Genomic DNA, 22,714 nt, shown 5'->3' with positions numbered 1-22,714 from the left:
CCGTGGCCATCAGCGCAGGCTGCGCCAATCATCCATGCGCAGCCACGGCAACGGCCCTCGCATGACGCGTTACTGCTGCAGTTCCTGCTCGGTGAACAGGCCGTCGAACAGCATCGAGGTCAGGTAGCGTTCACCGGAGTCCGGCAGGATCACCACGATGGTCTTGCCCTGCATGTCGGGCTTCTGCGCCAGGCGCACGGCAGCCACCATCGCCGCACCGCAGGAGATGCCGCAGAGAATGCCTTCTTCGCGCATCAGGCGCAGGGCCATGGCCTTGGCATCGTCATCGGCGACCTGCTCGACCTGATCGACCATGGCCAGATCGAGGTTCTTCGGCACGAACCCGGCACCGATGCCCTGGATCTTGTGCGGAGCCGGCTTGACCTCGTCACCGGCCAGGGTCTGGCTGATGACCGGCGAGCCCACCGGTTCCACCGCCACCGAGAGGATCGGCTTGCCCTGGGTCTGCTTGATGTAGCGCGATACCCCGGTGATGGTGCCACCCGTACCGACACCGGCCACCAGCACGTCGATGGCGCCGTCGGTGTCCCGCCAGATTTCCGGGCCGGTGGTCTTTTCATGGATGGCCGGGTTGGCCGGGTTTTCGAACTGCTGCGGCAGGTAGTAGTCGGGGTTGGCGGCGGCCAGCTCGTTGGCCTTCTCGATCGCGCCCTTCATGCCCTTGGCCGGTTCGGTCAGCACCAGCTCGGCGCCAAGCGCCTTGAGCACCTTGCGTCGCTCCAGGCTCATCGAGGCGGGCATGGTCAGCACCAGCTTGTAGCCGCGCGCCGCCGCGACGAAGGCCAGGCCGATACCGGTATTTCCGGAAGTCGGCTCGACGATGGTCATGCCCGGCTTGAGCACGCCGCGTTCCTCGGCATCCCAGATCATGTTGGCGCCGATGCGGCACTTGACCGAGTACGCCGGGTTACGTCCTTCGATCTTGGCCAGGATGGTCACGCCTTTCGGGCCCAGGCGATTGATCATCACCAGCGGCGTATTGCCGATGGCCTGGGCGTTGTCTGCGAAGATACGACTCATGATGGAAGTCCTTGCGGGCAGGAAAAACCCCAAGCCTATGCCGCCGCCCGCTGGCCGTCCAGCAGGCAGACCGAAAGCCGGGTGACCCGCCATTCAGTGACTGAATACTGCGTCTGCGTTCACAGCCACCAAGGCTGCGCGTTATAGTCGCGCTCTGAATTTCTGCTGCGGGCCGCCCCGCGCTATCGCTCCGAGGATTTTCCGATGAAGTTCGAAGGTACCCAGTCCTACGTCGCCACCGACGACCTCAAGCTGGCAGTCAACGCTGCCATCACCTTGCAGCGCCCGTTGCTGGTCAAGGGTGAGCCGGGCACCGGCAAGACCATGCTCGCCGAGCAACTGGCCGAAGCCTTCGGCGCCCGCCTCATCACCTGGCACATCAAGTCGACCACCAAGGCGCATCAGGGCCTCTACGAGTACGACGCGGTCAGCCGCCTGCGTGACTCGCAGCTCGATTCCGACAAGGTCCACGACGTTCGCAACTACATCAAGAAAGGCAAGTTGTGGGAGGCGTTCGAGTCCGACGAGCGCGTGATCCTGCTGATCGACGAGATCGACAAGGCCGACATCGAGTTCCCCAACGACCTGTTGCAGGAACTCGACAAGATGGAGTTCTACGTTTACGAGACCGACGAGACGATCAAGGCCAAGCAGCGCCCGATCATCATCATCACCTCGAACAACGAGAAGGAGCTGCCGGACGCCTTCCTGCGTCGCTGCTTCTTCCACTACATCGCCTTCCCCGATCGCGACACGCTGAAGAAGATCGTCGACGTGCACTACCCCAGCATCAGCAGCGAGCTGGTGGCCGAAGCGCTGGACGTGTTCTTCGACGTGCGCAAGGTGCCGGGCCTGAAGAAGAAGCCCTCGACCAGCGAACTGGTGGACTGGCTGAAACTGCTGATGGCCGACAACATCGGCGAAGCCGTACTGCGCGAGCGCGATCCGACCAAGGCCATCCCGCCACTGGCCGGCGCCCTGGTGAAGAACGAGCAGGACGTGCAGCTGCTCGAGCGCCTGGCCTTCATGGCACGCCGCGCTTCTCGCTGAGCGGCCTACCGCCCTTCTCCCGCTTCCGGGGTGAGGGTGGGAAACGCGAAGCACTGCGCCCACTTGAGCGCCCCAGGACCGAAAGGCCGTGGCGCCAGGCTGAGCCGGGAACCTAGCCCCCCCTGGAGCGTATGAACCATGCATCACGGCAGTTGTCTCTGTGGCGCGGTGAAGTACCGCATCGACGCGCCCATCAAGTCCGCGACCCATTGCCACTGCAGCCAGTGCCGCAAGGGACACGGTGCGGCCTTCGCCAGCTACGGCAACGTGCGACGTGAGCACTTTCACTTCACTCATGGGCTGGAGCTGGTCACCGAGTATCGCTCCTCTCCCGGAGTGGCCCGCAGTTTCTGCCGCCAGTGCGGCAGCAATCTGCAGTGGTTCGCTGACTACCCTCACCCTGACTGGGTGTCGGTAGCGCTCGGTACGCTGGATTCGGCGCTGGACGAAATTCCGCAGAAACACATCTATCCCGAGTCCAAGGCAGATTGGTACGCCATCGCCGACGGCCTGCCTCAGGAACGCCGCTCCTGAGGTCCATCAGATAAACAGCCGAGGGCACCTGTCATGCTGCTCAACCTATTCAACGAAATGCGCGCGGCCAAGGTGCCGGTGTCGGTGCGTGAGTTGCTCGACCTGATCAACGCGCTCAAGCACAACGTCGTGTTCGCCGACATGGACGAGTTCTATTACCTGGCGCGGGCGATCCTGGTGAAGGACGAGCGTCACTTCGACAAGTTCGACCGCGCCTTCGGGGCCTACTTCAAGGGCCTGGAAAACCTCAACGAACACATCGAGGCGATGATCCCCGAGGAGTGGCTGCGCAAGGAATTCGAACGTCTGCTGAGCGACGAGGAGAAAGCGCAGATCCAGAGCCTCGGCGGCCTCGACAAGCTCATCGAGGAGTTCAAGAAGCGCCTCGAAGAGCAGAAGGGAAAGCACGCCGGCGGCAACAAGTGGATCGGTACCGGCGGCACCAGCCCGTTCGGCTCCGGTGGCTACAACCCGGAAGGCATCCGAGTCGGCGATGCCGGCAAGCGCCAGGGCAAGGCCGCCAAGGTGTGGGACCAGCGCGAGTACAAGAACCTCGACGACCAGGTCGAACTGGGTACGCGCAACATCAAGGTGGCCCTGCGCCGCCTGCGCAAGTTCGCCCGCCAGGGTGCGGCCGAAGAGCTGGACCTGGACGGCACCATCGACCACACCGCGAAGGACGGCGGCCTGCTCAACATCCAGATGCGCCCGGAGCGCCGCAACACGGTGAAGCTCCTCCTGCTGCTGGATATCGGCGGCTCGATGGACGCCCACGTCAAGGTCTGCGAGGAGCTGTTCTCGGCGTGCAAGACCGAGTTCAAGCACCTGGAGTACTTCTACTTCCACAACTTCATCTACGAGAGCGTGTGGAAGAACAACATGCGCCGCACCAGCGAACGCACCTCGACCCTGGACCTGCTGCACAAGTACGGTGCCGACTACAAGGTGGTGTTCGTCGGCGATGCGGCCATGGCGCCCTACGAGATCACCCAGGCAGGCGGCAGCGTCGAGCACTGGAACGAGGAAGCCGGCTACGTCTGGATGAAGCGCTTCACCGAGAAGTTCAAGAAGATCATCTGGATCAACCCCTACCCCAAGGACACCTGGAACTACACCGCCTCCACCGGCCTGGTACGCGAGCTGATCGAAGAACGCATGTACCCGCTGACCCTGCAGGGCCTGGAAGACGGCATGAAGTACCTGTCCAAATAGCCCGGCTGCAACGAAAACGCCGCGACCCCTTCACAGGTGTCGCGGCGTTTTTCCTTGCCCGGAGTACCTCCGGGCCCGGCGTCGGAATCAGCGCTTGTCGGCATCGTCCGGCTTGTTCAGGTCCATCACCGTCTGCGCTGGTGTCTGCGGTGGTTCCTCCGGCTTGCGCTCGGCAGCCGCAGGCGCGGCCGGGGCGCTCTCCTCCACGCTCGGCGCAGGGTCTTTCTTGCGCAGGCCCAGGCGCTTGCCCAGCCAGCCGAACAGCACCACCGGGATGAACCAGAACTTCTTCAGCAGCACCAGCAACATGGCCACCAGGCCAGTCTTGGCCGCCACCTTGCCCGCCACCAGCGCACCCAGGCCGTAGGCCGCAACGGTATCCAGGTCCGGGTTGAACTCGGCGTAACGCTGGCCAGGATTGAACTCGGTAGCCGCCAGCACCGCCGGCACGTTGGCTTCGATTTCCGCCAGCTGGTCCATGTTGGCGACGAAGTTCAGCACCAGCACGCCCTTGCGACCCAGCACACGGATGTTGTAGTTGAGGGTGTTGATGTCGCTGTCGCCGAACTTCAGCTCCTTGGCCCAGTGCAGCTTCTTGCCTTCGGCGTCGTAGCGTGGCTCGGCGGCCCAGCCGACCAGCTGCACCGTCTCGTAGCCGTTTTCCTCGCGCCAGGCGTTGGACTCGCGCATGTCGGACTGCATGTCTTCGAGCATGTCGCCGTAGTCGATATCGGCGGCGTCCTCGTCGGAGACGTAGCCACTGTCCTCGTACTCGACCGTCACACCCCAGGACTCATCGGCCAGCGGCGAGATACCAGCCGGCAGGATCATCCCCAGTGGCGGCACGTCGTCCGGCGGATTGCCCCAGCCGTCCACCAGCAGGCGCTGGGCATTGTCACTGTCGAGAAACACCAGCGAATCGGGCAGGTTCAGCGTCGCCAGGTCATTGCCCAGCACCACGCGACCGCTCTTGAACTCCAGGCTGGCGACGAACGCTTCGGGACTGCTCCATTGCCCGTCTTCATCGACTTCGGCAACCGCAGCGGCAGGCTCCGGCTCAGCCGTGGAATCGGCATGGGCAACGGACAGGAAAGGCAGGACGGCAGCCAGCGCGGCTGCCAGGATCGAATCCTTGATCGGCATGGAAACTCCAGAGATACACTGAGGCGATTAAATGTAACGCCGTATTACATTAACACGCGCCACCCGCCGCGCAGGCGAACCAGTGCAAATTTCTGCGCGATGCCAGCCAGGGACAGCCGCCCTGCGCCCGTCTCCGTCCCGCTCAGCGCCAGTGTCGCTGCTGCGTCTGCCGGGTTCGTCCAGCGCCGGACATCCAGCCGAGCGTGAGGATCAGCAACTCGACCAGCCAGGCCAGCAGCAAGGCGCAGACCAGGCCCCAGAGAATCGCCTCCGGGGTGAACAGCACCTGGTAGCGGTACGCCTGCAGCGTCTCCTCGAACAGCCCGCGGTCGGCCCCCGTGGCCAGGTGCCAGGCCTGTTCGTACCAGGCCCCCTGCATGGCCTGCCATTCGCGCTCGAGCAGGGCCGCGCGCTCTACCAGGTGGGCGACGCTCTGCGCATCGCTGCGCATCACCGGGTCGTCACTCACGCGGTAGTGCGCCACCAGCGCGTCCATGTCGCCCTTGAAGAACTTGCTGGCGGTGTCCTGAAAGCCCTTGAGACTCTGTTGCGACTCCAGGCGATGCGCCTCGACGCGCTTGGCGTAATCATCGACGAACCCCGGTACCTGCACGCCCAGCAGCAGGCCGAAGGCGAACAGCGTCAGCCGCAGATAGCTTCTCAACATGCCTTGTTCCCCTCTCTCAGGCCTTGCCGCTGGCGACGCACTCGCCACGACGCCACAACCGCCACTCGCCCGGTTCGTAGCGTGACCATTGCTCATTGTCGGTCAGCGGTTCGGTGGCGATCACCGTGACCACGTCGTCAGGCGTGGTTTCCGCCTGGAAATCCACCTTCAGGTCGGCATCCTTGAGCTGCGCAGGGCCGAAGGGCGCACGCCGGGTGATGTGCGCCAGCTTGCTCGAACAGAAGCTGAACAGCCAGTCGCCATCGCTGAGCAGGCAGTTGAACACGCCGAGCTGACGATAGCTGGAACAGGCCGCGACCAGCACGGGCAGCAGCACCTCGACCGACACCGGCTCGGGAAAGGCCCGGCGCACACGATTGAGCAGGTCGCAGAAGGCCGCTTCGCTGTCGGTATCGCCGACCGGGCGATAGAAACTGCTGGAGCCGGTGAGCCCCGCCAGCTGGCCATTGTGCGCGAAGCACCAGTTGCGCCCCCACAGCTCGCGGCTGAACGGATGGGTGTTGACCAGGCACACCTTGCCGACGTTGGCCTGGCGAATGTGGCCGATCACCACCTCGCTCTTGATCGGATAGCGCTGCACCAGCTGCGCCACCTCCGACTCGCTGCTCGCCTGCGGGTCCTGGAAGATGCGCAAGCCCCGGCCCTCGTAGAAGCCGATGCCCCAGCCATCGCGATGCGGCCCGGTACGGCCACCGCGCTGCATGAGGCCGGTGAAGCTGAACACGATATCGGTCGGAACGTTGGCGCTCATGCCGAGCAATTCGCACATCGAATCAATTCTCCTTGGCGAGGATCAGGCGCAGGCGATCGGCTTCATCCTGCAGGCGCGCTTCGATGCGCTTGCGCCCCAGCGGCAGAAAACGCGTCAGCAGCCGCCAGAGCAATGCCGGCAGGTCACCCGGCCGGCGTGGAATCAGGTGCAGATGAAGATGGGGGACGTGCTGATTGGCGTCCGGGCCGTCGTTGAGCAACAGGTTGATGCCCTGGCCACCGTAGCCTGCCTGACGCAGCGCCGCAGCCACCCGCTCGGCCAGGGGCAGCAGGCGCTCAGCGAGCGCAGGCGGCAGATCGCGCAGAAAAGGCGCATGCCGGCGACTGACGATCAACACATGGGCCGGCCGCATGGGGAAGATATCCAGCAGCACGATGAAATCATCGTCTTCGTACAGGTGGTGGGCCGGCAGCCGTCGCTCGGCAATGGCGCAGAACACGCAATCCATCGAGCCTCCCTTGCACTGGGCCAGCCGGCCTTGCGCCTGCAGCGGCAGGCGCAAGGCGGCAGATCAGATACGCGGTTCCAGACGACCGGAACGGTCGTGGCCGTAGTCACGCAGCGGCAGGTCGTCGTCCTCTTCCATCCGCTCGCGCAGCGTACGCGAATCGTTGTCGACCTCACTCACCTGCTCCTCACGGCGACCTTGCCACCAGCGTTCGATGGGCCAGCGGATGGCGACGAAGAGCAGGTACAGGGCGAAGGCGATCAGGCCATACAGCGACAGGTCGGCCACCGCACGCCAGGCGTTGTTGCCGACCTTGAGCAGCAGGTCCATGGCGGTGACGGCAATCGCCGGGGCGAACAGCTCACGCGCCGGGTCGACGATGGTCGGACTGAACAGCAGCACGGCCACCAGCACCCGCAGCGGCTCACGCGCATAGCGCCACATCCAGGTGGTCATGCGCATCCACACCAGCAGGCAGCCCAGGGCGGCAACACCGTATGCGGCCCAGGCCATGAGGTAGTCGTTTTCGTTCATCATAAGCAGTCGCCGGCGTGGCAGGTGTGGCAAAGGGGCGCTTATGATAACGGCTTTTGCTCGCCCCGGCGCCCCTGTCGGGCACCCAGTTCTGGAGTTTCAGCATGTCCACTGCCCCTCGTGCCCGCCAGGAAGCCGGCACAGATCCCTACCGCTGGCTGGAAAACCGCGACAGCGAGGAGGTGCTGGCCTACCTGCAAGCGGAAAACGCCTACCTGGAAAGCACCCTGGCCCCGCAGCATGCCCTGCGCGAGCAGTTGTTCGAGGAGATCAAGGGGCGCATCCGCGAAACCGATCTGTCGCTGCCCACGCCCTGGGGGGACTATCTCTATTACCAGCGCACCACGGCAGGCGACGAGTACCCGCGCCACTACCGCTGCGCCCGCCCGGCGGGCGCTTCGCTCGAGGTCGACGCGGCCAGCGAGACGCTGCTGCTGGACCCCAACGAACTGGCCGCCGGCGGTTTTCTCTCGGTGGGCGCGTTCAGCATCAGCCCCGACCAGCGGCGCCTGGCCTACAGCCTGGATACCAGCGGTGACGAAATCTACCGCCTGTTCGTGAAGGAACTCGACAGCGGCGCGATACGCGAGCTGCCCTTCGACGACTGCGACGGCAGCATGACCTGGGCGAACGACAGCCAGACCCTGTTCTTCACCGAACTGGACGACACCCACCGCCCGTACAGGCTGCACCGCCACCGCCTCGGCGATGACGCGGCCGAAGCGGTGTTCGAGGAAGCCGACGGTCGCTTCTTCCTGCACTGCTACCGGTCCAGCTCCGAACGTCAGCTGATCCTGCAACTGGGCAGCAAGACCACCAGCGAAGTCTGGGTGCTGGACGCCGACACGCCGCAAGCAGCATTCGCCTGCCTGGCACCGCGCGAGGAAGGCCACGAGTACGACGCCGACCACGGCATGCTCGACGGCCAGTGGTGCTGGCTGATCCGCAGCAACCAGAGCGGCATCAATTTCGCCCTGTACCGCGCCGCCGAAGACCAGCCGCAACGCCCGCACTGGCAGCAGATTCGCGCGCACGATGCGCAGGTGATGCTCGAAGGCGCGACCCTGAATCAGAGCGCCATCGTCCTCGCCTTGCGCGAAGGCGGCCTGCCCGTGCTCGAGGTGCAGCCGCAGGGAGCGGCCAGCTACCGCGTCGCCCTGCCGGATGCCGCCTACAGCCTCTACGTGCAGGACGGCCTGGAGTTCCACAGTACGGTGATCCGCCTGCGCTACGAGGCCCTCGGCCGCCCTGCCCAGGTACGCCAGCTGGAGCTGGCCAGCGGCGAGCAGCAGGTGCTCAAGCAAACGCCGGTGGAAGGTCCGTTCGACGCCGACGCCTACGAGAGCCGCCGCCTCTGGGCCACCGCGGGTGACGGTACATTGGTGCCGATCAGCCTGGTGGCGCGCCGCGAGGTCTTCACCGCCGGCCAGCCGGCACCGCTCTATCTCTATGGCTACGGCGCCTACGGCGCGAGCCTCGACCCCTGGTTCTCCCACGCCCGCCTGAGCCTGCTGGAGCGCGGTTTCATCTTCGCCATCGCCCACGTGCGCGGCGGCGGCGAGATGGGCGAAGCCTGGTACCGTGCCGGCAAGCTCGAGCACAAGCAGAACACCTTCGACGACTTCATCGCCTGCGCCGAACGCCTGATCGCCGAGGGCCTGACCAGCCCCGCACGCCTGGCGATCAGCGGCGGCAGCGCCGGTGGCCTGCTGATCGGCGCGGTGCTCAACCAGCGCCCAGAACTGTTCGCCGCCGCCATCGCCGAGGTGCCCTTCGTCGACGTGCTCAACACCATGCTCAACCCGGACCTGCCGCTGACCGTCACCGAGTACGACGAATGGGGCGACCCCAACCAGCCCGAGGTCTTCGCCCGGCTGCAGGGCTACGCCCCCTACGAGAACGTCCGCGCCCAGGCCTACCCGGCCATCCTCGCCGTCGCCGGCTACAACGACAGCCGCGTGCAGTACTGGGAAGCCGCCAAATGGGTGGCCAGGCTGCGCGAGCGCAAGACCGACGACAACCTGCTGCTGCTCAAGACCGACCTGGACGCCGGCCACGGCGGCATGAGCGGTCGCTATCAAGGGATCCGCGACGTGGCGCTGGAGTACGCCTTCCTCTTGCGCGTACTGGATATCCGCTGATGCAGGGCCTGCTGTATCGCTGGCTGTTGCTGATGGGCGCGGGGCACGTGCTGCTGGGCATCGTGCTGGCCTTTGCCGCCCACCTGCCGCTGACCCAGGGGTACTTCGACTACCTGTACGCCGCCCGTGGCCTGCCCCTGCCGAGCCCCGAGCAGCAGGTGCCGCTGCGCACCCTGGTCGGCCTGTTCGGGCCCACCGTGGCCAGCTGGGGCCTGCTGTTCTGCGCGCTGCTGGTGATCTACCGTCGCCACGGCCTGGGCCTGATCAAACCCGTGCTGATCGCCGCCCTGCTGCTGTGGAGCCTGCTCGACAGTGCCTTCTCTATCGCCTTCGGCTTCACCCTGCACGCCTACCTCAACGGCGCGGCCGCTCTGGCCATGGGCATCCCGTTGCTGGCCCTGAGGCCCGCCACCCGGCCACGTTCGCCGGCGCTGACACTGCGCCATGACAGCGGGCGCCGCCTGCGTGTGCTGATCACCGGCGGCAGTGGTTTCATCGGCAGCCCGCTGGCCACGGCGCTGAGCCAGGCCGGCCATGAGGTACTGATCCTGACCCGCGACCTGGCCAGTCTCGGCCAGGTGCGCGGGCGCATCAGTGCGCTGACCGACCTGGCGCAGATCGCCAGCGATGAGCGCATCGACTGCCTGATCAACCTGGCTGGCGAGCCATTGGCCGGGCAACGCTGGAACCCTGCGCGCAAACAACGCTTCCTGAGCAGCCGGCTCGACACCACCGACGCACTGCTGCAACTGGTGCAGCGCCTGGAGCACAAGCCCGAGGTGCTGCTCAGCGGCTCCGCCGTCGGCTACTACGGGCACTGGCAGGACGAGCCGCTCGATGAAGACAGCGAGGCGCACGACGGTTTCTCCCATCGGCTGTGCGCTCAATGGGAAGCCAGAGCCCTGCAGATGCAGGCGCTTGGCCTGCGCGTGTGCCTGCTGCGTATCGGCATCGTCCTGGGTCGCGATGGCGGCCCCCTGGCCGAGTTCAAGCGCCCCTTCGAACTGGGTGTGGCCAGCCAGCTGGGCGACGGCCGGCAATGGATGCCCTGGATACACCTGGACGATGTTCTGGATATCTGCAGCTACCTGATGCACACGCCACTCAGCGGCCCGATCAACCTCACCGCCCCCGAGCCGGTCAGCCACCAGGACTTCTGCCAGGCGTTGCAGCGCCAGGTGCCCTGGGCGCGCCTGCGACTGAAGGTGCCGGCCGCGCTGGTACGCCTGCTGCTGGGCGAGATGGCCGACGAAGTCCTGCTCACCGGCCAGCGCGTGGTGCCGACCCGCCTGCTGCAGAGCGGCTACCGTTTCCGCTACCCGCAGCTGCAACCCGCACTCCAGCAGCTGCTCGCCAGGCGCTAGCCGCGCGCAGCGGCGGCCAAGGCTGGGCCAGCACCCTAAGCGGGTGCTGGCGCGGTTCTCTCTCTGACGTCAAAGCCCCGCCACACCTGGCCTGCTGCCACTTTTCAGCGACGAACGGTAACAAACCTGACCGTTCGACCAACTCGCCGCGCTGGCGGCGAAATCTGATCTAGGCTGAACGCACGGCGCTTGGCAATGGCCATGAGCCACCCTTTCCTGCTGCCAAGGAAGACCCTGCCATGAAGAGTTGGAAGATACGCACTCACCTGTTGCTGCTCGCCAGCGTTCTGCTCACCGCGCTGCTGGCCGTCGGCCTGCTCGGCCTGCATGGCCTCAAGACCACCGTCGGCGGCCTGCAGACCGTCTACTTGGACCGCGTGGTACCGCTGCGCGACCTCAAGCAGATTGCCGACCTCTACGCGGTGAACATCGTCGACGCCACACAGAAGGCGCGCAGCGGCACCCTCAGCGGCAACGCCGCGCAACAGATGATCGAGCAGGCCCAGCAGCGTATCGCCGAGATCTGGAAAGCCTACCTGGCCACCCAGCTGATCGCCGACGAGCGGCGCCTGATCGACGAGATCACCCCCCTGATGAGCAAGGCACAGCAGCCCCTTGAGCAGTTGCAGAGCCAGCTCATCCGAGGTGACCGGGGCGAAATCGAGCGCTTCGCCAGCAACGACCTGTACCCGTTGATCGACCCGCTGTCGGCCAAGTTTTCCGAGCTGATCGAAGTCCAGCTCGGCGAGGCCAAGCGCCAGTACCTGCTGGGTGAGGCGGCCTACGCCAGGAGCCTGCGCCTGAGCCTGTTGCTGCTGGTGGTCGCGCTGCTGCTGGGCAGCGTGCACGTGCTCTACTTCAGCCGCCTGCTCGGCCGCCAGCTGGGTGCCGAACCCGGTGAGCTGGAGGCGATCAGCGCCCGCATCGCCTCCGGCCGCCTCGACGGCGCGCAGCAGGACGGCGGTGGCAGCAGCGGCGTGATGAAGTCGGTGCAGGCGATGCGCCACGGCCTGCACGACGTGATCGGCAACATCGGCGAAGCCTCCGAGGAAATCGAGTGCGCCACCCTGCAACTGGCCGCTTCCTCCGAACAGGTGCTCAACAGCGCCAATATCCAGAGCGACACCGCAGCGGCGATGGCCGCCACGGTCGAGCAACTGGCGGTGAGCATCAACCACATCGCGGAGAGCGCCCAGCACACCCACGACCGCGCCCGCCAGGCCGGCGAGCTGACCGACAGCGGCCTGCAGGTGACCACCCAGGCCATCGAGGAAATCCGCCGCATCGCCTCGCTGGTGACGCAGTGCTCCGGCGATGTCGAGCAACTCGCCGCACAGTCCGGCAACATCGGCGCCATCGTCGACGTGATCCGTGGCATCGCCGAACAGACCAACCTGCTCGCCCTCAACGCCGCCATCGAGGCCGCCCGCGCCGGTGAACAGGGCCGTGGCTTCGCCGTGGTGGCCGACGAGGTGCGCAGCCTGGCCGCGCGCACCGCACAGTCCACCACCGAGATCGTCGCCCTGGTCGAGGCCATCCACAATGGCGTCTGCCAGGCCCGCGACAGCATGTCCGCCACCTGCTCGCGGGTGGACACCGGCCTGCAACTGGTGGAGAACAGCGCCACCACCATGGGCGAGATCCGCGTGGCACTGGACGAGTCGCTGCAGTCGGTGGGGCTCATCGCCACCGCCCTGCAGCAGCAACGCGCCGCCAGCGAACAGGTGGCGCAGAACGTCGAACAGGTCGCGCAGATCGTCGAGGAGAACTCCGCCGCGCAAGGCGGCATCGTCCAGGCCATTCGTGCCTTGCAGGGCATGTCCGAGCGCTTGCAGGGGGTGATGCGCCGCTTCAGTTTCTAGGGTGTCAGCGGGCGGCGCCGGTGAACGCGACGCCGCCCTGCCGGGTTTGCCTGCTGCCCGTCACATCGGCAGGAAGACGGGATTGGCAACGCCGAACGCAGACGCTAAGGTCGCCAGCTCGTTCTTTCAGCGTGACACCCCAATGTCCGATACCTCCCACCTGATCGACGCGATCCGCGACATGCTGCTCGACTGCGGCCTGTTCGACACCCTGGATCGCAGCGACGTGCAGACCGCCGCCGGCTACTTCAACCTCAATCGCATCAACGAGGGGACGGCGATCTTCAGCGAAGGCGACGCCGGTACCTTCATGTGCATCCTGGTCCAGGGCAGTGTCTCGATCCGCAAGAGCAATGCCAGCGGCGAAGAGGTCGAGGTGACCCGCCTGCGCCGTGGCCGAGCCTTCGGCGAGATGGCCGTGCTCGACGGCGAACGCCGCTCGGCCAGTTGCGTGGCCACCTGCGACTGCGTGCTGCTGTCGCTGGGCAAGGACGCGCTGGACAAGATGCTGCAGGAAAGCCCGAGGACGGCCGCCCAGGTGATCCGCGCCATCGCCGTCGGCATGTCCAGGCGCCTGCGCATGGCCGACGGGCGCCTGGTCAACCAGCCCTAGTCGGTCTTCCGCGTCTCGCTCGCGCCTGGGCTGCGGCGCTCGTTGCCACCCTGCTGATTGCGCTGCAACTGCTGCTGCAGCGACTCCAGCGGCAGGTCCTTCGCCGGTGCGGAGCGCGGCGCCGGCAACAGCGGCGCCAACCCCGAGCGCCCGGCAGGCGTCTGTGCCGGCCTTGCATAAGGCTGGCTGGTGGTGGGCTGCGTCGACGTTTCCGGCATGCGCAGCAGCGGTGCGGATTGCCCCTCGGCCAGGGCCTGCCCCGCGAGCAACAGCAGAGTGGCCAGCCAGGGCCTGACATGCTTCATCGAAGACCTCCTGCGCGATGCGCTTTCGTTCTATTCTGGCAACACCCACCCACGAACGTTCCAGTGAAACGACTCATGACCACCAGCAAGCTCGACAAGATTCTCGCCGAGGCCCAGCAGCGCCGCGAAACCAGCTACCGGGAAAAGGCGCTGCGCATGTACCCGCACTTCTGTGGCCGTTGCGGTCGCGAGTTCAGCGGCAAGCGCCTGAGCGAGCTGACCGTGCACCACCGCGACCACAATCACGACAACAACCCGGAAGACGGCTCCAACTGGGAGCTGCTGTGCCTGTACTGCCACGACAACGAGCACCAGCGCCAGGTCGACCTGCACTACCAGAAAGAGGAAGCGGCCAGCGCCGGCTCTGGCAGCAAGGTCACGCACAAGGGCCTGGCCGGCCTGGCGGATCTGCTGAAGAAGTCCTGATCGTCAGAAGAAGCGCGTCACGCTGATCTTGGCATTGCGCCCCTGGCTGTAGGCACCGTCGCCGCTCAGCGCCGGTCGATAGAAGCGGTTGAACAGGTTGTCCACGGTCAGGTTGACCCGCGTGCCCTTGAGCCCCTTCATCGTCGGCGCCCATTCCGCGAACAGCCGGTGGGTGTCGTAGCTGTCGTTGTCGTGCTGATCCCACACGCTCTCGCCGGAGACATCGTAGAAGTCGCTGGGCAAGCGGTCGGTCTTGCGCACGAACTCGCCCTGCCAGCCCATCAGCAGGTCCGCCTCGGGCACCTTCAGGCCCAGCGTCGCGACCCACTTCGCCGGCGGCACATCACGGGCCCAGACGTCCGGCCCCCAGGGGTTGCTGTAGGCACCGTCGTGCTTGCCGCTGACCCAGGCATAGGTGAGGCTGCCGAACAGGCGGTCGCTGTCGTAGTAGGTCTCCACCTCGAACCCCTTGAGCGTCACGCCCGGCAGGTTGCGGTAGTTGGACAACGGCAGGTATTCGCCGCACTTCGCGGAAATGGAGCCCCCCTCCGCAGCCTGGCGCTCGCAGGCGATGCTGCGCAGCTTGAAGATCTCGTCCTCGATCCGGTGGTGGAACACCGTCGTGCGAACCTGCAGGCTGTCGCCCTCGCGCAGCAGATTGCCGAGGCTGACCACGCTGCCTGCACGCAAGGCGCGGATACGCTCGGCGTCCAGGCCGCGACTGGTTCCGCCGATGGTCGTGCTGTTCTGCAGCTCGTACTGCTCGTCGATCACCGGCGCGCGCCAGGTCCGGGCGTAGTCGGCGAACAGGGCGAACTCGTCGGTGACCCGCCAGAACAGCGACAGGCGCGGCGACCAGCCCGTGTAGGTCTGCGCCCGATAGTCATGCCCGCGCTCGGGGTTGTTGTAGTTCGATGCCAGGTTTTCCTTGCCCTGGTTGCGCACCGTGTCGAAGCGCAATGACGGAGTGATGGTGAGGTCGCCCAGGGTGATCGCGTCCTGCAGGTAGGCACTGCGCGACGTCTGCGAGCCGCGCGGCATGAAGTAAGGCTGGAACCAGCCATAGTTGTACTGCGGACGGTTGTAGGTGGAACCCGGCAGGTACATCAGCACGTCCCGCTTGTGGCCGTGCCAGGCCACCCCTGCGGTCAGCTCGTGGCCGAGTACGCCGGTGTCGAAGCGACTGGTGTTGCGCAGCTCGACGACCCGGTCCTGATAGTCCGTGCGCATCCACTTGCCACCGGTGGCCAGCGAGTAGCTGGCATCCTCACCGCGCTCGTCGATCTGCTCGGTTTCGGACCAGGAGGCCTTCAGTTCGAGGTCGATCCAGGGGTTGTCCAGCGGCTGGTAGCGATAGCGGCCGGCCCAGGTGGTGTCAGTCACCTTGCGATCGGCCATCAGCCGGCGCATGGCCGCCTCCAGGCTGCCGTAGCGGTCGATGCTGTACTTGCTCGGCAACAGGAAGCTGGCCGCGCTGAAGGGGACGAACTCGTCACTGCGCGAACGCATGAACGTCAGGCCGAAGCTGTGCTCGTCGTTCGGGCGGAAGTTGCCCTTGAGCAAGGCGCCATCGAGTTTCTTGTCGGTGAACGGATAGCGCTGCGGGTACTCGTACTCGGGTTCGAGCTGGATGTTCCCGGCCAGCTTCATGTCGCGGCCATCGCGTGTGGTCAGGTAGGCCAGGCCGTCGAAGCGGGCATCCTCGCTGCGGCCGTAGACCGCGCCGCTGTAGAGCTTCTGCTGGTCGTTGCTGTGATAGCCGTACTTGAGCATGGCGCCCAGGTCACGTCCCTCCTCGAGCAGGTCCGGGGCGTCCTTCGTCTCCATGTGCACGGTACCGCCGAAGCCGCCGTTGCCGGTGAACACCGAATAAGGCCCCTTCTCGACCTCGATGCGCTTGATCAGCTCGGGCTCGATGAACACCGTACCCTGCTGGTAGCGCTCGAAGCCGCTCTTGGACGCGCCGTCGAGGCTGAACGGAACGTCCTCGGCATCACCCAGCCCCCAGATGTTGACCGTCTGCCCGCCCTGCTTGGACGACCCGCCCATGCTCACGCCCGGCAGCGTCTGCAGCAGGCTGGGAATGTTCTCCGCCTGCTGACGCTCGATCTCCTTGCGCGTCAGCGTCGAGCGCCCGACGCTGGCCGAGTCGACCTGGCGACCGTCGCCCACGATGCTGACGGAGCCCAGCTCGATGGCGTTGGCCTCGTTCGTCGAGACCGGCATGCGGCGCACCACGAAACTCCCCGCGGCCTCCACCAGCTCCAGGCCGCTGCCGCGCAGCAACTGCCGCAGCGCCTCGACGGGTTCGTAGCGCCCGCGCAGCGCGGGCCCCTGCAGCCCCTGGACCTGATCGCTCTCGAAGAAGATCTGCAGCTGCCCTTGCCGGGCCAGGGCCGTCAGCGCGCTGCCCAGGGGCTGCGCGGCCAGATCGAAATCACGTGGCTGCGCCTGGGCGGCTGCCCCCATCAGGCAGCCGATCATCAGGGCGGCACCGGTGCGGGAACGCCACCAGGCACTGGGCGAAATGCGGGTTTTCATGCGGGTCTCCACTGCTTGCAACACCACCACGGCATGAGGTGGTTGGCATGGAAGACGCTTAAATGAAAAATATCCGCATATGAGAATGAAAATATTTTTTAATCTGGTGTACTGATGAGCCGAACGCTGCCATCGTCCAGCGGCTCGACCTTCACCGGCAGGAGCACCGGCAAGGCACTGAGGAAGTCGTCGGGCCGCGCCAGATCGACGCTGCCGGACACCTGCCTGGCGGCCAGCGCGGCATCGCCGAACGACACCGGCGTCGCGCCGTACTGCGACAGCTCATCGAGCAGCTGTGCCAGTGGCCATTGCTGGAAGACCAGCCGCCCGGAGCGCCAGCTGGCCACTTCACCGTCGGCGACCCGCGAGCGCAGCAAGGTGCCCCGGCCGCCGTCGTAGACCGCGCGATCCCCTGCCAGCAGCTCGACCAGCGGGGCATCCGCGCGTGGCTGCAGGGCGACCCGCCCGCTCTCCACGCTCACGGCCAGCAGCTCGCGGCCACGGCGCACGTCGAAGCGCGTACCGAGCACCTGCACGCTCCCCTCCCCGGCCTGCACCCGGAACGGCCGTTGCACATCCCTGGCCACCTCGAAGAACGCCTGCCCCTGCACCAGCTCGACCTCGCGCCGCTCCGCCAGCAGGCGCACCTCCAGGCGCGTGTTGCGATTGAGATGGATACGGCTGCCATCCTCCAGGGTCACCTCGCGGGGCGTCTGCGGCCCGCTGACCAGGGTGAGCGCCCCATCCGGCGAGACATCCAGCCAGGCCGGCAGCAGCGCCAGCAGCACCAGGCAGGCGGCTGCCGCCAGCGAACGCCAGCGCCGCCGGGGCGCCGGGCGTTCAGCCGGAATCGGCGGCCTGGGTAGTTGGGCCATGTCCTGCCAGAGCAGCTGCAGGTCGGCGTACGCCTCGGCATGGGCGGGGTCGGCCGCCAGCCAGGCCTGCAGGTCGGCTTCGTCGCGGGCGCCGAAGGCATCGCCATGGCGCCGGGCGAACCAGAGGGCGGCCTGCTCGTCAGGCGACGTCGGGTCGACTCGATGCTCGCTCATTGCTCATCCTTCCCTGTGTCAGGCGTCAGTTGCTGCCGGCAATGCAGCAGGGCGGCGGCGATGTGTTTTTCCACCATGCTCAGCGAGATGCCCATGCGCTCAGCCACCTGGCTCTGCGACAGGCCCTCGAAGCGGTGCAGGATCAGCGCCTCGCGCCGTCGCGGTGGCAGGCCCTCCAGGGCACGGGCCAGCTGTCGCAGGCGCTGCTGCTGGTCGAGGCGCTCCAGTGGACTCGCTTGCGTGGCGGCGGTATCCGCGATCGCTTCCAGCGGCTCGCGCTGGCCCTGGCGCTGCTGGCGACGCCAGTGGTCACGCAGCAGGTTGCGCGCGATGTGAAAGAGAAAGGCGCGCGGCTGCTCGACGCCAGCGCGATCCCGCCAGCCCAGCCACTGGGCGAATGCGTCCTGAGCCAGATCGGCGGCATCGGCCTGGCTTTCCAGGCGTTTGCGGAAGAAGCGCGTCAGTTCCGTGTGGACGCTGCGGTAGACCGACGAGAAGGTGCCGCGAAACTGCTCATCCACGGGCGGCACCAGCGGGCGCGGTGCAACAGACTGCCTGCACGAGGCCCCCTAACTGCATGAGGCGCCCGAAGGCGCCAATTAATGATAATAAATATCATTTAATAGCAGTTATCGTATGCAGGTCAACTCAACGCAGCAGGCGCGTATCCAGCGTCTTCGACGGACCACCGATGACATTCTCGGTGATGTCGATGAAATCCTGGGTACTGACCCGGTCCAGGCGCATGAGCCCGCGGGTCACGTCGTCCAGTGACAGGTTGCCCTTGTCCTTGGTCTTCTGCCGAATCTCGCGGTCCAGTTCCTGCAGCAGCAGCACCGCACGCGCCGTCACCGGCCCGGTGGCGTGATCGGTGCGCAGGCTGTTGACCGGCTTGCTCCAGTCGATCAGCTGCTCGCGGATCTTCTGGTAACGCTCCTCGCTGATGCCGCCCGCGCGGCGCACCAGTTCGATGGCGTAGTACTCGGCCAGGCCCTCGGCGATCCAGTCGCTGCGCTCGCGCCCGTAGATGCGCCCGAAGACATGCACCAGCTCGTGCACCAGGGAGCTGGTGCCGTTCTCGCTGACCAGCGGACGATCGGCGTGCATGTAGTAGGAATTGGCCGCCGACAGGCCGCCACGCCACATCGGATCGCCGGCCCCGACGATCAGCAGCTTGTTCGGATCACGCGGGAATACCTGCTGCAACTGCGGCCAGACGAAGGTGAGGAAGGTCATGATATCCATGCGCCGCATGCCCTCGCCCACCGGCGCGGAGATGGCGACTTCGGTATCGCCCAGGCGCGTGCGCCGGGTGCCGAGCTTGCCGGCGAGCATCCAGCCGGTCGGGCGGTCGAACTTGCGCTGCGCATTGTCGACGCGAAAGCGGTTCTTGCCGATGCGTGGCCAACCGGTTTCCACGCTCTTCCAGCCCTTGGGCAGGTCGAACTGCAGGCGCGACACCAGTTCGGTCTTGTCCTGCTGATCGAGCTTGGCCGCCGGCACCAGGTCGTCGCCACGCAGCAGCACCCAGTCCTTGGTCATCCGCGCGTCATAGCGCCCCGACTTGCGCTCATGGTCGATCTGCACCCGGTAGCTGAGCACGCTCTTGCCCTTGCCCGGCTGCCACTTGCCGCGCCCGGCGACGTCCTGTGACCACTGGCCGTCGGTCTCGAAGTCGCTGTAGCGCCCGTCGTCACCCAGGTTGAAATCCAGGCTGCGGACGCGCTCCCCCTTCTCCAGGGTGATGCTGACCTCGGCCTGATCGCTGTCCGGCAGGAAGCGCACGCGATAATCCAGATCGACCTTCTGGGTCGCGGCGAAGGCCGGCAGGCTCAGAAGCAGCAGAGACGATAACAACGGCAAGCGAAGGGACATCGAGCAACACTCCTGGTGCGGGAACTGGCGGCATATGACCGCGACGCCCCGGGGCAATTCCATGGGCGCCCGACAGATTTGCCACGAAGTGGCGAGGCAATCAACCCGCGCGGAAGATCAGGTGCTCTTCCCAGTCGTCCTCGGCGACGCTGTTCTCGCTGAGCATGCGTCCAGCCTGGGAGATACGCTCGATATGCACCGCCTCCGGGTCACCGCATACCAGGTGATGCCACAGGGGCAGGTCCTTGCCCTCGCTGACCAGGCGATAGGCGCAGGTCGGCGGCAGCCACTGGAACTGGTCGGCCTGCGCCGGCGTGAGCTGGATGCAATCGGGCACGTGCCTGACCCGATTGGCGTAGTCGCTGCAGCGGCAGGTCTGCAGGTCCAGCAACTTGCAGGCGATGCGCGTGTAGTAGACGGCGCCGTCGTCTTCATCCTCGAGTTTCTGCAGGCAGCACAGGCCGCAACCGTCGCACAGCGATTCCCACTCGTTCTGGTCGAGTTGGGCGAGGGTCTTGCGTTTCCAGAAGGGTTCGACTTTGGCGGCCATGACGGCAGTATGGACTCGGCGGAGAAAAGCGCGGCAGTCTAGCTCGTGCGCCCGTCCGGGCCAAGCCGCGCGGGGCGAACGGCAGGTCAATAGCCGCGACTGAAGTCCACCTCACCGCGCAGGGGCGCTGCGGCCTGCCAGCGCGACAGGTTGTCGAGGAACAGCGCGCTCATCAGCAACGGGTCGGTCGGTGCCGAACTGTGCCCGGTCAGCAACAGGCGCGGTGCCGCCCAGAACGGATGCCCGGCCGGCAAGGGCTCCTCGCGGCACACGTCGATCACCGCCCCCGCCAGCTGCTGCCGTTCCAGCGCGGCCACCAGGTCGGCATCGACCACCGCCGTGCCGCGTCCGGCGTTGATCAGCAGCGCCTGCGGGCAGAAACGGGCGAACAGCGACGCGTCGTAGAGGTCACGGGTCGCGGGCGTGTCCGGCAGCAGATTGACCACGTAGTCGGCCCAGGCGCTCAAGCGGGGCAGCTCGTTCAGCGCCGCCACCTCGAGGAAGGGTGCCTGCTCGCGCGCCTGACTGGCCAGACCACGCAGTTCCACGCCGAACGGCGCGAGAAACTCGGCCACGGCCTGGCCGATGTCACCGCAGCCGACCACCAGCACCCGGCGCCCGCGCAGGCTGCGTGGCAGGCCGTTGTCCCACTGCTGCGCGACCTGCGCCGCCAGCCGGGCGAACAAGCGGCGTTCATGCGCCAGCATGTGCCCGAGCACGTACTCGGCCATGACCTGGCCGAAGATGCCGACGGCGCGGGTCAGGCGGTAATCACGTGGCAGGTCGGTCGCCAGCAGCGGCGTGATGCCGGCCCAGGTCGACTGCAACCAGTGCGGGCGCAAACCCTCGCGCAGCAGCGGCGTGAGCAGGTCCGGCTGGCCCAGCCAGACTTCGCACTGCCCGGCGGCCTCGCGCAAGCGCGCCGGCTCGGCGCTCGCCACCAGCTGCAGATCGGGGCACGCACTGCGGACCTGCTCGGCATACAGCGCGTGCTTGTCTTCGGCGATCAGCAGGCGCATGACTCAGACCGGATCGTTACGGCACAGCAGCTCATCGGGCAGGTGCTGGATGTAATCCTCTTCGGGCGGCGGCATCTGCAGGTGATAGCCCTGCTTCTCGAGGTTCTCCAGTACCTGGGCGATGTCCTCGCGCGCCAGCTGACGCTCGGGGCTGAGCACCAGGTCGAAGGCATGCGCGGGCGGGCCGAACACGGCGAGCAGACCTTCGGGCACGCGGGTCAGGGCATCGGCCTTGAGCACGTAGAGGTACATCTCGTTCTTGCGCGGGCTTTTGTAGATCGAGCAGATGCGTTTCACGCGGATTCTCCTTCGCTGGCCAGGCAGTCGAGCAGCGCCTGGCCCATCAACTCCCGGCGCCAGCCGCGCAGGGAATCGGGCAGTTGGTACGGACCGTTGGGGAAACCCGTTTTCAGCAGGGCTTCCAGGGTTTTCTTGCGCAGCATCAGCTCCGGCACGATATCCAGGCGCTCGCCCTCGCGCTGGCCGACGGCGCGCAGTTTCTTCAGCAGTGCCGAGGCCTCGATCGGCAGCGGCTCGGGCAACGCCTCGGGCCATTGTTCGGGCGGCAATGCCGCCGCATCGCGAATCAGCTGCAGCAGGGTTTCACCATCCTGACGCACGGTCTTCGGGTGCATGTCCTCGATGCGCGCCAGGGCGACCAGGTTGTCGGGCTGCGTACGCGCCAGCGGCCACAGCGAATGCTCGCGCAACACACGATTGCGCGGCTGGTTGCGCGCACGCGCCTGCCGCTCGCGCCAGGCACACAGGGCGCGCAGCACCGCCTGCTGCTGACGGGAAAGCTTCCAGGCCAGCTTGGCATCGCGCCAGGCGTCTTCCGGATCGACTTCGCGGTGCAGGTTGCCCACCAGTTCGGCACCGTCCTCCAGCACCCACTCGACCTTCTGCGGCGCCAGGCGGGCGGACAGGGCGCGGTACACCTCCACCAGATGCAGCACATCCTCGGCGGCATAGCGCACCTGCAACGCCGACAGCGGCCGCTGCAACCAGTCGGAACGGGTCTCGCCCTTGGGCAGCTCGATGTCGAGCAAGGCCAGGACCAGGCGCGAATAGCCCATGGAGAAACCGAGATTGAGATAACCGGCCGCCAGTTGCGTGTCGAACAGCGGCGCCGGCAGGCTGCCGGTCAGGCGCAGGAACACCTCCAGGTCCTCGCTGCACGAATGCAGCACCTTGACCACGCTGGGCGCTTCGAGCAGCGCGGCGAATGGCGCCCAGTCGCTGATGCGCAGCGGGTCGATCAGGTAGGCGCCGTCGCCGCCGCTGACCTGCAGCAGCCCGGCGATGGGATAGAAGGTGTCGACGCGCATGAACTCGGTGTCCAGCGCGACGAAGGGCAGCGTCTGCCAGACGGCGCAGTGCTCGGCCAGGCTGGCGTCGTCGAGAATCCAGTGTATGTCGTTAGCCACGCGGCTCTCCCATGAACAATGGCGCGCAGTATATATGCCCTGGCCACTCGACGGGCAGCGAGCTGCCGCCGGAGGCTCGATCTGTGTAACCTGTGCCGCGCATCGCCCTCCGACACGGAA

At 66.4% G+C, this 22,714-nt stretch carries 23 protein-coding genes; 8 read left to right on the top strand and 15 right to left on the bottom strand.

Features of this window, described 5'->3' with window-relative positions; genetic code table 11:
* Positions 1-69 precede the first annotated feature (69 nt).
* On the bottom strand, positions 70-1,041 hold the full coding sequence (gene cysK, locus FIV02_RS09305) for a cysteine synthase A (RefSeq protein ID WP_037053461.1): 972 nt from the start codon (positions 1,039-1,041) through the stop codon (positions 70-72).
* A gap of 204 nt (positions 1,042-1,245) precedes the next feature.
* On the opposite strand from cysK, the gene FIV02_RS09300 reads away from it, so the two are divergent.
* From FIV02_RS09300 to FIV02_RS09290, 3 genes are all read left to right on the top strand, one after another.
* Positions 1,246-2,091, top strand: a complete 846-nt coding sequence (locus FIV02_RS09300; protein ID WP_152488443.1) for a MoxR family ATPase — start codon at positions 1,246-1,248, stop codon at positions 2,089-2,091.
* A gap of 138 nt (positions 2,092-2,229) precedes the next feature.
* Positions 2,230-2,625, top strand: a complete 396-nt coding sequence (locus tag FIV02_RS09295; RefSeq protein ID WP_150609148.1) for a GFA family protein — start codon at positions 2,230-2,232, stop codon at positions 2,623-2,625.
* Positions 2,626-2,658: 33 nt separating this feature from the next.
* On the top strand, positions 2,659-3,837 hold the full coding sequence (locus tag FIV02_RS09290; RefSeq protein WP_152488442.1) for a VWA domain-containing protein: 1,179 nt from the start codon (positions 2,659-2,661) through the stop codon (positions 3,835-3,837).
* A gap of 87 nt (positions 3,838-3,924) precedes the next feature.
* Here FIV02_RS09290 and FIV02_RS09285 read toward each other — a convergent pair whose 3' ends face one another.
* The 5 genes from FIV02_RS09285 to FIV02_RS09265 all read right to left on the bottom strand — a co-directional run bounded on the left by FIV02_RS09285 (position 3,925) and on the right by FIV02_RS09265 (position 7,425).
* On the bottom strand, positions 3,925-4,980 hold the full coding sequence (locus tag FIV02_RS09285; protein ID WP_152488441.1) for a DUF2167 domain-containing protein: 1,056 nt from the start codon (positions 4,978-4,980) through the stop codon (positions 3,925-3,927).
* A gap of 142 nt (positions 4,981-5,122) precedes the next feature.
* Positions 5,123-5,647: a DUF2937 family protein gene (locus tag FIV02_RS09280; protein ID WP_134677975.1), complete on the bottom strand. Its 525-nt coding sequence runs from the start codon at positions 5,645-5,647 to the stop codon at positions 5,123-5,125.
* Positions 5,648-5,663: 16 nt separating this feature from the next.
* Complete coding sequence (locus FIV02_RS09275) at positions 5,664-6,437, bottom strand: class II glutamine amidotransferase (RefSeq protein ID WP_037053469.1); 774 nt, start codon at positions 6,435-6,437, stop codon at positions 5,664-5,666.
* Positions 6,438-6,441: 4 nt separating this feature from the next.
* The gene (locus FIV02_RS09270) at positions 6,442-6,888 is read right to left on the bottom strand and encodes an HIT family protein (protein ID WP_047586609.1); all 447 of its coding nucleotides are present in this window, start codon (positions 6,886-6,888) and stop codon (positions 6,442-6,444) included.
* A gap of 63 nt (positions 6,889-6,951) precedes the next feature.
* Positions 6,952-7,425: a hypothetical protein gene (locus tag FIV02_RS09265; RefSeq protein WP_047586607.1), complete on the bottom strand. Its 474-nt coding sequence runs from the start codon at positions 7,423-7,425 to the stop codon at positions 6,952-6,954.
* Between the two features lie 101 nt (positions 7,426-7,526).
* Between FIV02_RS09265 and FIV02_RS09260 the strand changes: the two genes are divergently transcribed.
* From FIV02_RS09260 to FIV02_RS09245, 4 genes are all read left to right on the top strand, one after another.
* A complete protein-coding gene (locus tag FIV02_RS09260; RefSeq protein ID WP_152488440.1) occupies positions 7,527-9,563 on the top strand; it encodes a S9 family peptidase in 2,037 nt (678 codons plus the stop codon).
* The gene (locus FIV02_RS09255; protein WP_152488439.1) at positions 9,563-10,927 is read left to right on the top strand and encodes a TIGR01777 family oxidoreductase; all 1,365 of its coding nucleotides are present in this window, start codon (positions 9,563-9,565) and stop codon (positions 10,925-10,927) included. The genes FIV02_RS09260 and FIV02_RS09255 overlap by 1 nt, the downstream gene beginning before the upstream one ends.
* Positions 10,928-11,166: 239 nt before the next feature.
* Positions 11,167-12,789 (top strand): methyl-accepting chemotaxis protein, encoded by a 1,623-nt coding sequence (locus tag FIV02_RS09250; RefSeq protein WP_152488438.1) that lies wholly within the window; start codon positions 11,167-11,169, stop codon positions 12,787-12,789.
* 142 nt (positions 12,790-12,931) lie between these two features.
* Positions 12,932-13,402, top strand: a complete 471-nt coding sequence (locus FIV02_RS09245) for a Crp/Fnr family transcriptional regulator (protein WP_152488437.1) — start codon at positions 12,932-12,934, stop codon at positions 13,400-13,402.
* On the opposite strand, the gene FIV02_RS09240 is transcribed toward FIV02_RS09245, so the two are convergent.
* A complete protein-coding gene (locus FIV02_RS09240; RefSeq protein WP_152488436.1) occupies positions 13,399-13,707 on the bottom strand; it encodes a hypothetical protein in 309 nt (102 codons plus the stop codon). The genes FIV02_RS09245 and FIV02_RS09240 overlap by 4 nt on opposite strands.
* A 75-nt stretch (positions 13,708-13,782) precedes the next feature.
* On the opposite strand from FIV02_RS09240, the gene FIV02_RS09235 reads away from it, so the two are divergent.
* Positions 13,783-14,133: a YajD family HNH nuclease gene (locus tag FIV02_RS09235; RefSeq protein WP_037053485.1), complete on the top strand. Its 351-nt coding sequence runs from the start codon at positions 13,783-13,785 to the stop codon at positions 14,131-14,133.
* A gap of 3 nt (positions 14,134-14,136) precedes the next feature.
* Here FIV02_RS09235 and FIV02_RS09230 read toward each other — a convergent pair whose 3' ends face one another.
* The 8 genes from FIV02_RS09230 to rnd form a co-directional block, all read right to left on the bottom strand.
* Positions 14,137-16,674 (bottom strand): TonB-dependent receptor, encoded by a 2,538-nt coding sequence (locus tag FIV02_RS09230; protein WP_152488435.1) that lies wholly within the window; start codon positions 16,672-16,674, stop codon positions 14,137-14,139.
* A gap of 98 nt (positions 16,675-16,772) precedes the next feature.
* Positions 16,773-17,723: a FecR domain-containing protein gene (locus FIV02_RS09225; RefSeq protein ID WP_152488434.1), complete on the bottom strand. Its 951-nt coding sequence runs from the start codon at positions 17,721-17,723 to the stop codon at positions 16,773-16,775.
* Positions 17,720-18,244 (bottom strand): RNA polymerase sigma factor, encoded by a 525-nt coding sequence (locus FIV02_RS09220; protein ID WP_037053494.1) that lies wholly within the window; start codon positions 18,242-18,244, stop codon positions 17,720-17,722. Before FIV02_RS09220 ends, FIV02_RS09225 begins: the two co-directional genes overlap by 4 nt.
* Before the next feature lie 127 nt (positions 18,245-18,371).
* Positions 18,372-19,598, bottom strand: a complete 1,227-nt coding sequence (locus FIV02_RS09215) for a hypothetical protein (protein WP_152488433.1) — start codon at positions 19,596-19,598, stop codon at positions 18,372-18,374.
* Between the two features lie 100 nt (positions 19,599-19,698).
* The gene (locus tag FIV02_RS09210) at positions 19,699-20,148 is read right to left on the bottom strand and encodes a YcgN family cysteine cluster protein (protein ID WP_047589724.1); all 450 of its coding nucleotides are present in this window, start codon (positions 20,146-20,148) and stop codon (positions 19,699-19,701) included.
* Positions 20,149-20,234: 86 nt separating this feature from the next.
* Positions 20,235-21,167 (bottom strand): D-2-hydroxyacid dehydrogenase, encoded by a 933-nt coding sequence (locus FIV02_RS09205; RefSeq protein WP_152488432.1) that lies wholly within the window; start codon positions 21,165-21,167, stop codon positions 20,235-20,237.
* Between the two features lie 3 nt (positions 21,168-21,170).
* A complete protein-coding gene (locus FIV02_RS09200) occupies positions 21,171-21,464 on the bottom strand; it encodes a YcgL domain-containing protein (RefSeq protein ID WP_047589720.1) in 294 nt (97 codons plus the stop codon).
* The gene (rnd, locus tag FIV02_RS09195; protein ID WP_134677964.1) at positions 21,461-22,594 is read right to left on the bottom strand and encodes a ribonuclease D; all 1,134 of its coding nucleotides are present in this window, start codon (positions 22,592-22,594) and stop codon (positions 21,461-21,463) included. The genes FIV02_RS09200 and rnd overlap by 4 nt, the downstream gene beginning before the upstream one ends.
* Positions 22,595-22,714: the final 120 nt, after the last annotated feature.

It is taken from the genome of Pseudomonas sp. THAF187a (genome assembly GCF_009363395.1).
Classification (GTDB): domain Bacteria; phylum Pseudomonadota; class Gammaproteobacteria; order Pseudomonadales; family Pseudomonadaceae; genus Aquipseudomonas; species Aquipseudomonas khazarica.
This window is presented reverse-complemented; position numbering and strand designations above follow the sequence as displayed.